Annotated in this window: 14 protein-coding genes and 4 pseudogenes; 12 read left to right on the top strand and 6 right to left on the bottom strand. The window is 63.3% G+C overall.

What is annotated here, in order from left to right:
- Positions 1-50: 50 nt before the first annotated feature.
- The 4 genes and pseudogenes from A9K68_RS32180 (at position 51) to A9K68_RS30165 (ending at position 2,789) form a co-directional block, all read left to right on the top strand.
- Positions 51-526, top strand: a pseudogene (locus A9K68_RS32180) (hypothetical protein).
- Complete coding sequence (locus A9K68_RS30175; RefSeq protein WP_065008866.1) at positions 523-1,413, top strand: hypothetical protein; 891 nt, start codon at positions 523-525, stop codon at positions 1,411-1,413. The pseudogene A9K68_RS32180 and the gene A9K68_RS30175 overlap by 4 nt, the downstream one beginning before the upstream one ends.
- A complete protein-coding gene (locus A9K68_RS30170; RefSeq protein ID WP_065008865.1) occupies positions 1,410-1,745 on the top strand; it encodes a hypothetical protein in 336 nt (111 codons plus the stop codon). Before A9K68_RS30175 ends, A9K68_RS30170 begins: the two co-directional genes overlap by 4 nt.
- Positions 1,746-2,201: 456 nt before the next feature.
- Positions 2,202-2,789, top strand: a pseudogene (locus tag A9K68_RS30165) (hypothetical protein).
- 97 nt (positions 2,790-2,886) lie between these two features.
- On the opposite strand, the gene A9K68_RS30160 reads toward A9K68_RS30165, so the two are convergent.
- The 3 genes from A9K68_RS30160 to A9K68_RS30150 form a co-directional block, all read right to left on the bottom strand.
- The gene (locus A9K68_RS30160; protein WP_065008864.1) at positions 2,887-3,348 is read right to left on the bottom strand and encodes a type II toxin-antitoxin system VapC family toxin; all 462 of its coding nucleotides are present in this window, start codon (positions 3,346-3,348) and stop codon (positions 2,887-2,889) included.
- Positions 3,345-3,647 carry a type II toxin-antitoxin system Phd/YefM family antitoxin gene (locus A9K68_RS30155; protein WP_023801727.1) on the bottom strand — a complete coding sequence of 101 codons (303 nt, stop codon included), beginning with the start codon at positions 3,645-3,647 and terminating at the stop codon, positions 3,345-3,347. The genes A9K68_RS30160 and A9K68_RS30155 overlap by 4 nt, the downstream gene beginning before the upstream one ends.
- A 458-nt stretch (positions 3,648-4,105) precedes the next feature.
- Positions 4,106-5,263 carry an IS110 family transposase gene (locus tag A9K68_RS30150; protein ID WP_065008863.1) on the bottom strand — a complete coding sequence of 386 codons (1,158 nt, stop codon included), beginning with the start codon at positions 5,261-5,263 and terminating at the stop codon, positions 4,106-4,108.
- Positions 5,264-5,455: 192 nt separating this feature from the next.
- Between A9K68_RS30150 and A9K68_RS30145 the strand changes: the two genes are divergently transcribed.
- The 4 genes from A9K68_RS30145 (at position 5,456) to A9K68_RS30130 (ending at position 8,514) form a co-directional block, all read left to right on the top strand.
- Positions 5,456-5,641, top strand: a complete 186-nt coding sequence (locus A9K68_RS30145; protein WP_065008862.1) for a hypothetical protein — start codon at positions 5,456-5,458, stop codon at positions 5,639-5,641.
- Between the two features lie 279 nt (positions 5,642-5,920).
- Positions 5,921-6,853: a zincin-like metallopeptidase domain-containing protein gene (locus A9K68_RS30140; RefSeq protein WP_065008861.1), complete on the top strand. Its 933-nt coding sequence runs from the start codon at positions 5,921-5,923 to the stop codon at positions 6,851-6,853.
- Between the two features lie 929 nt (positions 6,854-7,782).
- Positions 7,783-8,181 carry a single-stranded DNA-binding protein gene (locus tag A9K68_RS30135; RefSeq protein ID WP_065008860.1) on the top strand — a complete coding sequence of 133 codons (399 nt, stop codon included), beginning with the start codon at positions 7,783-7,785 and terminating at the stop codon, positions 8,179-8,181.
- 63 nt (positions 8,182-8,244) lie between these two features.
- A complete protein-coding gene (locus tag A9K68_RS30130; protein ID WP_065008859.1) occupies positions 8,245-8,514 on the top strand; it encodes a DUF4326 domain-containing protein in 270 nt (89 codons plus the stop codon).
- 14 nt (positions 8,515-8,528) lie between these two features.
- On the opposite strand, the gene A9K68_RS30125 is transcribed toward A9K68_RS30130, so the two are convergent.
- Both A9K68_RS30125 and A9K68_RS30120 read right to left on the bottom strand, forming a co-directional pair.
- Entirely contained in the window at positions 8,529-8,807 is a 279-nt protein-coding gene (locus A9K68_RS30125; RefSeq protein ID WP_065008858.1) for a WGR domain-containing protein, read from the bottom strand.
- A gap of 215 nt (positions 8,808-9,022) precedes the next feature.
- A pseudogene (locus tag A9K68_RS30120) lies at positions 9,023-9,226 on the bottom strand (HU family DNA-binding protein); the annotation flags it as partial.
- A gap of 269 nt (positions 9,227-9,495) precedes the next feature.
- Between A9K68_RS30120 and A9K68_RS30115 the strand changes: the two are divergent.
- From A9K68_RS30115 to A9K68_RS30105, 3 genes and pseudogenes are all read left to right on the top strand, one after another.
- Positions 9,496-9,897: pseudogene (locus A9K68_RS30115) on the top strand (zincin-like metallopeptidase domain-containing protein); the annotation flags it as partial.
- 768 nt (positions 9,898-10,665) lie between these two features.
- On the top strand, positions 10,666-10,905 hold the full coding sequence (locus tag A9K68_RS30110; RefSeq protein WP_065008856.1) for a hypothetical protein: 240 nt from the start codon (positions 10,666-10,668) through the stop codon (positions 10,903-10,905).
- Between the two features lie 13 nt (positions 10,906-10,918).
- The gene (locus A9K68_RS30105; RefSeq protein ID WP_065008855.1) at positions 10,919-11,623 is read left to right on the top strand and encodes a zinc metalloprotease HtpX; all 705 of its coding nucleotides are present in this window, start codon (positions 10,919-10,921) and stop codon (positions 11,621-11,623) included.
- Positions 11,624-11,830: 207 nt separating this feature from the next.
- Here the strand turns inward: A9K68_RS30105 and A9K68_RS30100 are convergent, their stop codons facing one another.
- Positions 11,831-12,334: a DUF4142 domain-containing protein gene (locus A9K68_RS30100; RefSeq protein ID WP_095780348.1), complete on the bottom strand. Its 504-nt coding sequence runs from the start codon at positions 12,332-12,334 to the stop codon at positions 11,831-11,833.
- Between the two features lie 337 nt (positions 12,335-12,671).
- On the opposite strand from A9K68_RS30100, the gene A9K68_RS30095 reads away from it, so the two are divergent.
- Positions 12,672-12,884: a DUF3606 domain-containing protein gene (locus A9K68_RS30095; protein ID WP_065008854.1), complete on the top strand. Its 213-nt coding sequence runs from the start codon at positions 12,672-12,674 to the stop codon at positions 12,882-12,884.
- Positions 12,885-13,011: the final 127 nt, after the last annotated feature.

Below are 13,011 nucleotides of genomic sequence, written 5' to 3'. Positions count from 1 at the left end.
CGGGTTCGCCCGGCGGCGGTTTCGTTTCCAGCCCACCTATGGAGGACATCATGTCCGCGCATACGATATTAGAATCCGCGCCGACCGGCGCCATGGTCGCCTGGTCCGACGGCACGCCGCGGCCGCCGGAACGGCATGCCAAAAAGCTCGCCGCCTGGAAGAACAGCAACAGCCAGGGACGGCTCATCCGCAAACAGGATGGTGGCGACGCCGGCACGCTTGGCTCCAGCGGAAGCTTCACTCTGCACGAGGCCGATTTCGGCGCCGGCGGCGTCATCGCCATCCGCGTCCACCGGACCTTCTCGCGTGGCTCCAGCCTGCGCTTCACCATCGTCGAGCGCCCTCCGGTTGGCTCCGTGCGCGTGTTCGACCGTGCTGGTGACCATGCCGAGCTGGTCCAACTCGCTCCCATCGCGCCGCCGCCCAACATTGGCTGTCGCAGCACGGCTATCCCAAAGCCGTGCTCGAGGATGTCACGGCCGACGAGGCGGCGGCCGATGTCGTCGACGGGGGGACCGCGGCATGACCCGGATCCTCGAAACCGCACCCCCTTCGATCGAGGCCCCGCATTCGTCCGGGGCCTTTTTCGGGCGCAGCGCCGACCGCATGCTCGTCGCTCTGGTCGGAGAGCATGCTTTCGCGATGGTTCCCGCTCGCGACGGCCGGCACTATCTCGCTAGCGGTTGGCGGATTCGCCGGCCCATGTCGGAATGGATCCGGTTGGACTTCTACGGCCATTCCGGCGAGATTGCCGACGAGCCATCCTTCCGGGCGAAGGTGCTGGAACAGGCCCAACATCAGCGCGAGAAGCTGTCGCTCGACCAGCGCGAGGACCGGTCCCCGGCGCATACTCCATGGGGACCGTCACAGCGAGCAACCATCTACGCGGACGGTGTGACCTTCTATTCGGCTGCCGGTCACGGCGGTTTCCATGTCTCCCCGGATCCAAACCGAGAAGTCCAACCTCTGCTCCGCGCCAGTGACGGCTGGTACGAAGAGGACGAATGCTGGGCGATCGTCGCCATCTCCTTTCCGCATCTGTTCACCGCCTTCGAGCGCCGCTGCGCCGAGCGGACCATCAAGGACTCCTGGCCGGACGTGTGGGAAGCGATCTTCGGCACCGCCCTTGCCGCGGGCGAGTCCCGCACGAAGGACCAACGTGCCTTCGAGCTGGAACATGCCGCCGATTGGATCGTCGTTTCAGCGATCACGTCGGACCAGCAGAAAGGGTTCGTCGACTGCGTCGCCACGCCCGGTGGCAAACGCGGCCCCGGCACCGAGGAACGTCGCTTCCTCGTCCCTGCCGACGAATACGACATCGGCCGGTTCGGCTTCGTCATCGACCCTGCCCGTCATGCCGTCTATGCCGGTCCGTCGAGCTTTATTGGCTGGCGGGGGAGGGGGTCGCCATGACTCTCGCGCCCGAGCTGCGCCGTCAGCTCTCCCGGATGGAGGAGGCGCGCCGGCAAACACAGCGCCAGCTGGACATGGTGGACCGGCAGATCACGCGCCGGATGACCGCGCTGATCCCCGGCCTGCTCCCACGGCGGACGCACTATCGACGCGGCAAGGCACCCGATCCCGGCGCGTTCCTCGAGCGCTATCGATCCCAGCTCGCAGCCCTGACCGCAGAGAGCAAGCCGGAGATCGACGCATTGTCGCGCAAGCTCGCACGGCAGGAGCAGTCGATCGCCAGATTCCTCGACCGGCAGGGCGAAGCCGCTGACATGAGCGAGCAGGTCTAGCGACGCCGCTGTCCAAGCGACAGGTGGGCGGTGCCGCATGCTGCACGCACTACGAGCGACCATCGTGGTGATTGTGGTCGAGGCAGCGATACGGCAGGATCGACACCAGCGATTGGCAGATGGTCATGACCGCCTGTCCTTCGGTTCCCATGTCGAAATCGAGGTCCCGTGCCGGTCCTCCCTCGGGCTTTAGGCGGTCCTGAACCGGCGGCCGTTCGCTTCAAGGCCGCGTTCCGCGCCGCGGGGCGGCCGGATCGAACCGGTCTCGACAATGGCAGGCCCGCGTCCTGCGCGAGGGCGGAAGGGCGCCCTGCTCGGCCGCAAACCTTCCATGCTCGCCCCGGTCCGCCCGGACCCTGAAGCGCCCGTCATACCGCCGGTTCTGTCGGTCCGCGCCCGAGGGAGGGCCGGCATGGGGGCCGGTCCAAGCTTCGGGAACCGAAGAGGGAAAATGCCATGACCAAGAAAGCCGCAAGTTTCCGCTCCAGCGCCCGCGTCGTCCCGCTCCGCAAGGGCACCACAATCCAGATGGTCCGGCTCGCCTGCCCCGATGCCGCACAGTGCTCCCTCATCTCCGAGGAGCTTCGGCCTGCCGGCCCTCGACAGCGACGGCATCCGCGAACTGCACGAGAAGCTCATCGTCGACACGGCCGCAGCGCTCGACGAGGGACTTGGCGAACGCGCCATGCAGATACACCTGCAGCGCATCGTCGGAGCGTATGTCGGCTCCGCTCATGGCGCCGGCCAATTCTACAGCCGCTCCGTGACCGAGGCCGCGATGCGACGGCCAAGGCCGCCTGCGATGATCGCGACGAGGATGTCGGTGGCCCGGTCGGCTTCGACAGCGCCGCCCAGCGCAAGCGGGAGTTCGCCGCCGACATGGCGCTCCAGGCCCACGCGCTGCGTATGGCCGCGGAGGGCGCGGTCAATGCCTATGAACAGGTCGTCGGCGAGGTCTGGAAGCCCTTCGAACGGCCGGTGGAGAACCCCGGGCAAAGCGTCGATCGCAAGGCGGCAGAACTCCAGATGGCGGCGCTCCGATGAGCCGCTGACTGCGGCGGGGTTCCGGCCCCGCCTGTCTTTACCTCAGCGATTCGGGGCCCTACCGGGGCCGGCCTCCATTATGCCGCTATTTCGCCTGTCAACTGCGCGGGCTCAATGGAAACTTCTCGACATCGTCATTCCATGGATCGAACACGACCGCACCTGACGGCCTGGTGTCCTTGACGTTCCGCGTCACCAGATAGAGATCGTGCTCGATCGCCGTCGACGCGAGCAGCGTGTCGATCACCGGCGGCGCATGGCCACTTGCGCGCTTGCCTGCCCCGGAAATCCGGCCCCAGCGCCGCACGACCTCGTCCTCAAGCGACAGCACGCGATGACCGAACCGCTCCGCCAGCGCATCGCGCGCCGCCATGTAGCGCGGTCGATCCGGATGATCGTCGGGCAGGTTGTGAATGCCCTTGTCGTATTCGGCCAGCGTCAGCACACTGATATGGAAACTCGTCTCGTCCTGCCCCTCGACCCAACGCTTCACCGACGGCGCACCCTGCGGATTGATCAGAGCGGCCACGACATTGGTGTCGAGCAGCCATCCCCTCACAGTTCCACGTCCCGGCCGCGATCCATCTCGCGTTCGAGGTTGAGGCCGTCGAGATGCAGGCTCTCCATGAACTGCAAAAAGGGCAGACGGGGTTTCTCCGGCACGAGACGATCGAACTCCTCGACGCTCATCACCACGACTGCGTCATGGCCGCGAACGCTCACACGCTGCGGCCCCTCTTCGCGGGCATGGCGCACCACCTCGCTGAATCGCGCCTTCGCGTCCTCGAGCTTCCACCGTCCTGTCGCCGGACGGGTTGCCGTCCGCGCCTTCTTCGTCACTTGTGTCTGCTTGCCCATCGTCTCACACCTAGTCAGCTAGTCAGACATATAGCACTCGCCCGGCGATGACGCCAGCATTGGCGACAAGACACCGTGGCATCAGGCCCCTGCGCCAGCGCTCCAATCCCGCTCTCTCGTGATGGCTTTCCTGGTGCGGCGGCGGATCTTCCACGATCAACCCGCAGGGGGTCCGCTCACATGGGACGTTTGTTGTCAAGGCTGCATGCTAACCTCCGGAGAATTTCAGAATCCAGGTCTGAGCCAATTCCATGACACGGCTCACAGCTGAGCCTATCAACCTCACATCCGGTCGCCGTTAAAATTCGGCTGCACCAATATCCCGCATACGGCGGCCAGGCTCAGGACGGCGAGACCATTCTAGCAAAACGGCGGTTAGCCATGCGGACCCCCGGTTCGTCGACCTGGATCTGCCGGAACTGATCAGGTCCCGGTAGATTTCGAGAAGGATTGAGAACTTAGACTTTGTTTGTGATGACGCCTTCCATCAGCACACCTGATGTCACGTACTTCCAAAGTGCCACGAGCAATTTTCGCGCCAGCGCCACGATCGTCGATTTCTTCCGACGACCATGATTGGCTTGCGTACGCTCGCGAAACCACTTGGAGAGCGCGGAATTCGGCTGATGCCTCAACCAGAGCCAAGCCGTCTGAACAAGCGTGACCCGGAGTCGGGGATTGCCGGCCTTCGACACGCCTTCTTCTCGATCGATTGAACCGCTTTGCCACGGCGTAGGGGCAAGACCCGCGTAGGAGGCTATCTGGCGGCGATTATCGAAATGGCGATATAGTGCCTCCGTCCACAAAATCGTTGCGACCTCAGCGCCAATTCCCTTGATGCCCAGGAGCATTTCGACCTGAGGCTGGTTGGCTTTCTTGACCTGAGACCCAAGGAGCGCATTGCGTTCGGCTTCTACAGATTTGATCTGTTCGAGCAGCAGCTCCAGGCGATCCAGCTCTCGGCTGACCTGTCTTTTCAGGTGGACAGGTATGTCGCGCCCGTCTCCAGTCTTCAACTCGTCGAGGCGCTTGCGGCGGTCTCTATGCAGCGGCTCGTAGCCCGATATTCCCTGTGAATACAGCAGTCCCTTGATCCGATTTACGTGTGTAACGCGCTCACCGGTCAGTGTCTTGCGCTCGCGGGAAACTCGCCGCTGATCCTCTTCCTCGGGTGATGGGACGTGCACCATTGCGCAAACGCGCGGCTCACCTCGCTTGTGTGCCATCAAAGCTCGCAGGAGCGTCTCGCCGTCAAGTCGATCAGTCTTAGCCTGCCGCCGCCGGCGGGATACTGTGATTGACGCTGGATCTACGACATTGCTTTCAATCCCTTCTCTCGTCAGCAAACGATGGAGCCAGAAGCCATCCAGACCGGCCTCCTGGATTGTGATGATCGGGTAAGCACGCCCTGTTCTGTGCAAGGCCCTATCCCGAAGGACTGACATCCGTGAGAGGAGATCCGCAGCATCACCGGCAATGACCGAAAACTTTGACATCTTCTCTCCGCTTGCCGGTGACAACGAGGTCACCAACCACGTGGAGCGGCTGAGTTCGAGCGAAACGAAGATGGCGCCTAGATCGGTCTGGATGGGCGCAGGATTCACAGTTGCGTTCATAGCGCGGTCGCCTCCAAGGTACGTTGATTGTCCAGCAACCTCATTTTGCAGAACCGCTGGCCGTCCTCCACCCATGGGATCTAGCAAGCTGCGGCCGCTCGGCTCACGCCTTCGCGGTGATCGCGCCCGCCGCCGCACACTGACGGAGCCATCGAGCGGGAATTGGCCCGCTTCCCAAGATGGAGCCCTCAGATGTCCCACGATCTCACCCTCGCCAAGAAAGCCGCCTGGCACCTCGCCCGCACCCTCATGGCCCCCGTGGTTCTCTTCCAGGTCGACGACGAATTCGGCGTCCTGCCGGCCGACGAGCTCGACGACGCCGACGTCGAGATCCTCTTCGAGTACGATCCCTATAGCGGCGGCCGGTCGGTTCACTAACCGACCTTCTCCCGACTGCCCTCAGGCGGCGCCCCCCGCGCCGTCTTTTTCCTTTCTGGCGCCCGCTCGCCGCCCCGTCCTGCCCGTGGTCCTGGCGGAGCCAGGCGGTCGGCGCAACGGCGTTGCCGTCCTCCGCTCCCGCTGCGGCCCATGACCACCCCATCGTGCAGGCACGACGGGGACCCCGGTCGGGTGCGCAGCCAGCCTTCCTGCTCCGCCGCGGCGGACCCCGTGACGGGGCCGCGATCGGCGCGGCCTCCAGAACCGGAGGTTCATAAAATGAGCAGAAAAGAAGGAAAAGGACCGCGCATCGACATCTACGCGCGGATCACCGACCGCATCGTCGCGGAGCTCGCGACGGGTGTCCGGCCCTGGATGCAGCCATGGCATTCTGCCAATGCCATCGGCCGCGTTACACGGCCGTTACGGCATAACGGTCTGCCCTACAGCGGCATGAACGTGCTGCTTCTGTGGTCCGAGGCCATCGCGCGCGACTTTGTCAGCCCGATGTGGATGACATTCAAGCAGGCGCTCGAGCTTGGCGGCGCCGTCCGCAAGGGCGAGACCGGCTCGATGGTCGTTTTCGCCAGCCGCTTCACCAAGACCGAAACGGATTCCGCTGGTGAGGAATTCGATCGGGAGATCCCGTTCCTCAAAGCTTACTCGGTCTTCAACGTCGCGCAGATCGACGGTCTGCCCGACCATTATTGCGGGCACAAGGCGGAACCTGTTCGCGATCCGATTGTGCGCATCGAACATGCCGATCGCTTCTTCGCCAATACCGGCGCGATGATCCGGCATGGCGGCGATCGCGCCTACTTCTCGCCGGCAACCGACCACATCCAAATGCCGCCCTTCCAGACGTTCCGCGACGCCGCGGCATATGTGGCGACCCTAAGTCATGAAGCCACGCATTGGACTTCGGCGCCGCATCGGGTGAACCGCGACCTCAGCCGCTACGCCAAGGATCGCAGCGAGCGGGCACGCGAAGAACTGATCGCCGAGCTCGGGAGCTGCTTCCTCTGCGCCGATCTCGGTATCGTGCCGGAGCTCGAGCCGCGTCCGGATCATGCGAGCTATCTCGATTCCTGGTTGAAGGTGCTCGCCGACGACAAGCGGGCGATCTTCTCGGCCGCTGCTCACGCTCAGCGCGCCGTCGCCTTCCTGCACGGCCTTCAGCCGGCGGCCTCGGAAGAACGCGAGGCCGCCTGATGCTCCACGCATCCATCATCGGCGGGGAAGGTGACGCACCTTCCCCGATCCGCCTGCGCACCCTCTCGCTCGGAGCGGGCGTGCAGCCGCCACGAAGCCATCGAGCTGTCGCGACTATGCGCAGCCCGGCCCGATCTGTGCCGCGTAATGTGCGCATGTGGCGCGCCTTCTCGTCCCGGCGCTCTGCCACGAATGCGGTTTCGTCTGGACGGTCAGCTATCAGGATGCTGCGATCCATTCCGGCAACCTCTATCCTCTATCGCTTCGACGGCTGGGTGCAGCCCGCCACATCGCAGCGGCATCGATCCGCGACCAGGCAGGAAAGGTCGCCGTAAGGTGGTCTGGGGCTGGCGCGACGAGGCCAGCGAGCGACGGCGGCGTCGTGCGATCGGGCTGGTGGCCAGTTCCGACCTCGGCGCCGTCCACCGCCATGATGTCCGTGACTTCGCGCACGGTGCACTCATCAGCCCACGAAGGCAGGGCCACATCCCCTCGCAGGGACGTTGCCGAGCCCAATGTCGCGGAGCATGTGACGCTGCTCGGCGGCGCCGGCACCCAAGGCCTCATCTTGATGTCAGCCCGCCGGGGGGCAGGGGTCACCGGGTTTCAGCGATCGGCCGCGTCTCGCGGGTCAGGATTCCCCGGAACGGCGCGAATGCCGGCAGTGGAAACGGCTGTGCCAAATCCCGCCCATCTGAGCTGCCGGTGAACAATCCCTCCGGAACGAAATGAGCCCCTAAGTCCATTCGGTTTCCGCAAGCAACCCCGCGCGGCGGCGGACCGAGTTGGCGCTTCGCGCCTGCCCGCACCACTCCTTGCCTTGGGGGCGAGCCGTCGCGTTCCGCTCCGGTTGCAGGCGTCTCCCGCTGTCCTTGGCCGGGTCTCGTTCGGAGGGACGGTCCCCCGGACGAGCAAGATGGAGACAGGAAATGACCAACATCGTTTTTCTCGCCGGCAACATCGGCAACGACCCCGAAATGGTGAACACCCGCGGCGGCACCAAGATCACCGACTTCCGGCTGGCGACCTCCCGCCCGAAGCGGGCCGACGGCAAGGTGGTCAAGGGCGAAAACGGCTACGCCGAGCAGGACACCGAATGGCACCGCATCAAGTGCTTCAACGGCCTCGGAGAGACGGTGCAGAAGCACTGCATCAAGGGCATGAAGGTCGCGGTGCGCGGGCGCATCCACTACACAAGGTGGACGGACAACGACGACATCGAGCGCTTCAGCTCCGAGATCATCGCCGACGCCATCGACTTCCTCGCCTGGCCCAAGCGCGACGGCGCCGGCAACCAGACCGAGGGCACGGACGACATCCCGTTCTGAACCCGGATGTGATGGCCCCGCCCGCGAGGCGGGGCATCCCTCATGCAGAAAGGAGCACCGAGGATGTGCAAAGTTCTCAATGCCCGCATCGTCGGGAAAGCGCCTGCTCCCGGGCGCGTCTATATCGGGCGGCCGAGCAAATGGGGAAATCCCTTCGTCATTGGCCGCGATGGTTCACGCGAGGAGGTCATCGAGAAATATCGCGCGTGGCTCGCGTCGCAACCCGAGTTGCTCGACGCGATCGACGAACTCCGCGGCCGCGATCTGGTCTGCTGGTGCGCGCCGCAGGGGTGCCACGGCGACGTGCTGATAGAGCTCGCGAACCAGGCCTGACCTCTTCGGTCCCGTCACGCCGACGGGGCCGTTTCTGCATGCCGAGCGCCAAACTTTGGTCGATAGCCGCGGCGCCGCTTGGCGCACAACAGTTCCAGGAAAAGGCCCACTGCCTCGCCCTCGTCATCGAAGGAGTGCTGGACCATGCGACCGGTCGTTCCGATCCGACCCCATCGGCGCACGAGGCAGGTCTGCCCGAACAACGTCCCTTCGATCGACAGCGCATAGAACCGGGCCATGTTCCGACTCGCGTCCATGCGTTCGATATAGAGGCGATAGCGTTGCGCAACCATGCCAACAGGATCGCGCAGACGGAGTCCGCCGTCCAATGACAGCTTTGACTCGGTGGACCCGGGTCGATTCATTCTCGTGATGGGTCGTTGGACCGGCACACGCCCCGAGGCGCCGAGGTTGACAAGATCGGCTTCCTACCAAACGATGCAGTTCGCGAACCGCAGCCTTTAGTTTCTCGACGATCTCGGCCCACCGGAACGAGCCGCCAGGGCGGTCAGCCGTTCAACGAATCCTTCACCGCCTTCGCCGGCGCGAAGGTGAGCTTTCTCGAGGCGGCGATTTTGATCGTGGCGCCGGTCGACGGGTTGCGCCCCTCACGCGACGGCTACGTTAACCTTGCCGAAGCCCGGTATCCTGGTTCCGCCCCCGATCGGGCGGCGTCCGAGATCTCCTTAAACACGCTTTCCACGATTGCCTTGTAGCCGCGGATACCAATTCCAGGATCTTCCATGCACTGACAAGAGGCGGATGCACACCAGAAGCTTCCGAAATCTCCAAGGTCGCCAGCCCTGCGCTGATCTCCTGGGGTTGGCGAACTATCGCGAACGACGCGTAAAGCGCGAAAACCGGACGACGCTCCTGCCGGGTCCGGGGCCGCCCGCAACGGCTTTGCTGTCCTCCACTGTCGTTCCGGCCCTTCCGGGTGCCGGAGACCCTCATCGCCCCGGCTGACGGGCCGCCGTGCACGTCCGGCATGGCGGCGAAAAGGCCTATTTCATTCCGCCTCTGGTTTTTGTGCAAATGCCTCCGTTCGAGCTTCCGGGACGAGCCGAGCTATTGTGCGACTTTAGGGCACGAACTGACCCACTGGGTCGGCTCAGAGAAACGGCTTGATCGCAACCTCTCCCATTATCATAAGGATCCCTCCTTCAGGGCCCACGAAGAACTCGTTGGCCGATCTGGGCGGTTGCTTCCTCGGCATCGTTCCGGAGCTCGAGCCTAGGCACGACCACGCAAGCTATCTTGCGAACTGGCTCGAAATTCTCAGCAACGAGAAGCGCTTCATCTTCGCCGCGGCAGCGCATGCCCAGCGGGCGGCTCAATTACCTGCATGAGCTTCAGCGGAGGGCGACACAGGTCGCGGAGTAAACGAGGGCGAGCCTGCGGCTTCGGAGGAGCAACATGATTTGGCAGCAAGTGATTGCGCCTTATCTGGCTACGGGGACGGCGGTTTTTCTACTGCTCGGCAACAGAAACTCTTGAATTCGATCCAGCTTTCACCAACTTTTTTGCTGGGCGCGTCACCCGGCGGTACAGACGGCGGGACAGATACAGCCCTCCTTCGTGCACTTCGGAGGATCTGGCTTTGAGCGCGGGATTCTGTAACAAATAGATGTATTGTCAGGGACGCCTGAGATGCGCCGGGATTATCGCAACTGGGATACTGTGATGCTTTGGTCGGGTATCGCGTTCATACTGATCCTATGGTCCACGCCGATTATCAAGGCGCTAGCCGAGTGATTCAGAAAAGGGGGCTCCTAGGCCGCCCTCCTATGTCGAATTTGTATTTTCAGAAGCAGCCGCACTTCGACGATCCGCATCCCGCCCCGGATGGCACCGAAACTGCGAGCGCTTCCGCGCGTGACTCCACGTTCGCCGCGTAGACGGAATCGTCGATAAACTGCTCGCAATCTTTGCCTGCCATCTCGCATCCTCTTCCTTGCGCGTTAGCTTAACCAGGGCCGGGTGGTACTCGCCTTACTGTCGGTCTGTTGGCGTCCGCATTCCGATCGGAGGGGCAATGGTGTGCCGAGCTTTATACTGTGTCCAAAGCTCGATCTGAAAACGAGCGCTGTGAAATCGCAGCAAAATAGGTGAAGAGTGGGCCAGCGCCGAAAACAAACTCCCGGTCCTACAGTGTACCTGCTCGACAGCGAAGCCTTGAGGCAGCAGCGCGCGCTAAACAGGCTTCATTCGGTCATCATTCTCATCGGCCTTATGGCACTCGCCGCATGGACAGGGTACGTGATCAGCGGGCCGGACGGCATTGTTTTCGGCCTCATCCTATCCGGTATCACCCTCCTGGTCGGCTCCGCCTCCGGCGGCGCCCTGTTCCGGCAGGCATATGGGGCCATCGTCCTGGATCGGCACAGGTGACCCTGAACTCGTCATGTTGATCGCAGAGCTCGCGCGCCGCGCCGGCCTGCCTCGCGCGCCGACTCTCCACCTGCTGCCTTCGCCCGTCCTGCAGGCCATGGCTGCTGGCGATCGGGAAGATCCCGCCATCGCCGTCACGAGCGGTCTGCTCCAGACGCTCCCGCCGCGGGAACTCGCTGCTGTTCTGGCGCACGAGATCGCCCATATCCGCCACGGCGACATCTTCATCATGCGGCTCGCGGCGACGGCTGGAGCCATGACGCAGGTGATGTCGAGCGTCGGCTTGTTCCTGCTCTTCGCGCTGCTGCCGGTGCTCTGGGCGACGGGCGAGTTTCTGTCGCCCTTGGGCATTCTGCTCCTGACCTTTTCGCCCACTGTCAGCGATCTTCTCCAGCTCTCGCTTTCAAGGCGGCGGGAGTTCCTGGCCGACGCAGGGGCCGTGGAGCTCACGGGCGATCCGCAGGCATTGGCCCTTGCTCTGCGACGGATCGAAGCCATACAGGGAGATGATTGGGAGCGTTTCGACTCGCGCGGGGCACGGTGGCTGCACTGGGTCCGGACGCATCCGAGCACAAGCGAGCGCATCGCGCGCCTGGCGGAACTCGTCTCGCCCGTTCGGCGTGATCTTCCGCTTGCGAACCGGACGGCCTATCTCGACTCGCTCGCCGGACGCGGCGATCGGTCCTGGCGGCAGAATCTCATGCGCCCGTTCGTGTAGGAGGGCAAAGCGTTGGCTCCCGCTAAACGACGCCTAGAGAGATCGAATCGCGAAGAGAAGACAGATCGTGCGTGGAACTTCGCTTAGGCGGGTGCTCGGCTCGGACGTGTTTGTATGCCGGACCACCAGCAGCGAGGGGCCAGCATGGCCACCCCGCTACATCCCTTTTCATGGTCCGAAGAGTCCCATGCCGCGTCTTTGGCCGTGTCACTTAGCCTTATCCAATTGCTGAGCGTGCTCGAAATGCCTCTGGACAATGGGAGCGGTCTTTTGCGCGTGTGCCTTTAACGCCGCGGCGTCTCCGCTTTCGGCATAGGAGCTCATCAGCGCAAGCGCTTCCCGATGAGCAGCCACCTGAGCGTCAACATAAGCTTCATCGAAAGCTTCGTTGTCAGCGGTCTTTAGTGCCTCGACCTTGCTGGCGTGCTTCTTTGTCATTTCAGCCGGGACGGTGACGCCGTCTTTCTGCGCGGCAGCCATCAGGTCCTTGGACGCTTTCGTATGATCGTTGATCATCATCTGCGCGAACTCCTGGATGGCGGCTGTTTGCGACTTTTGCATCGCCAGCTCGCTTGAACGGATTTCCAAAAAATCGGAGCTGGCCGCCATCGTCGCGAACTCCTGCGGCGATATCTTTGCCGTCTGAGCAAGTGCGATCGAGCCCATCAGTCCGACCGCAGCGGCCGCAATGGCCGTTCTCATGATGTTCATCTCGTCCTCCTTCATGTTTTCGCCAACGGACCCTCCAACCCGCTCGATTGACGATTGTTCCTGCGAAATCTGATGACGTTCTTGCCATCCCTCGGTGACAACGTGGTCAGCATGCTCGCTGTCGTCAACAGGTGCCTTTCTGGCATTCCTAGACCAACGCGCTGTCAGTCGCTCCCCATCTGCCCGCCACGATCCGCCCTTGGGAGATGTCCATAGGCGTCAGCCGTACAACCTTCCCCAGGAGGCAAAGTAGTCATGACCGGCCCTCCCCGGGCGCGCCGGCGCAACGAAAGTCACTTGCCAGCGTTGCCGTTGATCGAAGCCGCAGGAGGACGAAATGGCCGATGACAAGACCAAGCGTGATTTCCGCGACCGTAACCGCGTAGCCGTCGACGAGGATTATGAGGTGGAACATTTCGCCCGCGAGAACGGCATCACGCCAGAGCAGGTCCGCGAGCTAATAAAAGCCACCGGGAATGACCGAGACGCTTTGACAGCCGCTGCAAAGCAATTGAAAACCGTGCTGCAAGGAGGTCCGCTGACCGGCTGATAGAGACATCACCGTGGTTGACGTGGCTGTGGGTGGCACAAGGCGTCTGCAAGGAGGCGGGTACGAAACGGTCTTGGGTCATCTGGGGAAATTGTCACTCACCACAGCCTCCCTAAGGGACCTGACC

Source organism: Mesorhizobium sp. AA22 (assembly GCF_001672375.2).
Lineage (GTDB): Bacteria > Pseudomonadota > Alphaproteobacteria > Rhizobiales > Rhizobiaceae > Mesorhizobium > Mesorhizobium wenxiniae.
The sequence above is the reverse complement of the archived record's forward strand: the minus strand, read 5'-3'. Positions and strand labels throughout refer to the sequence as shown.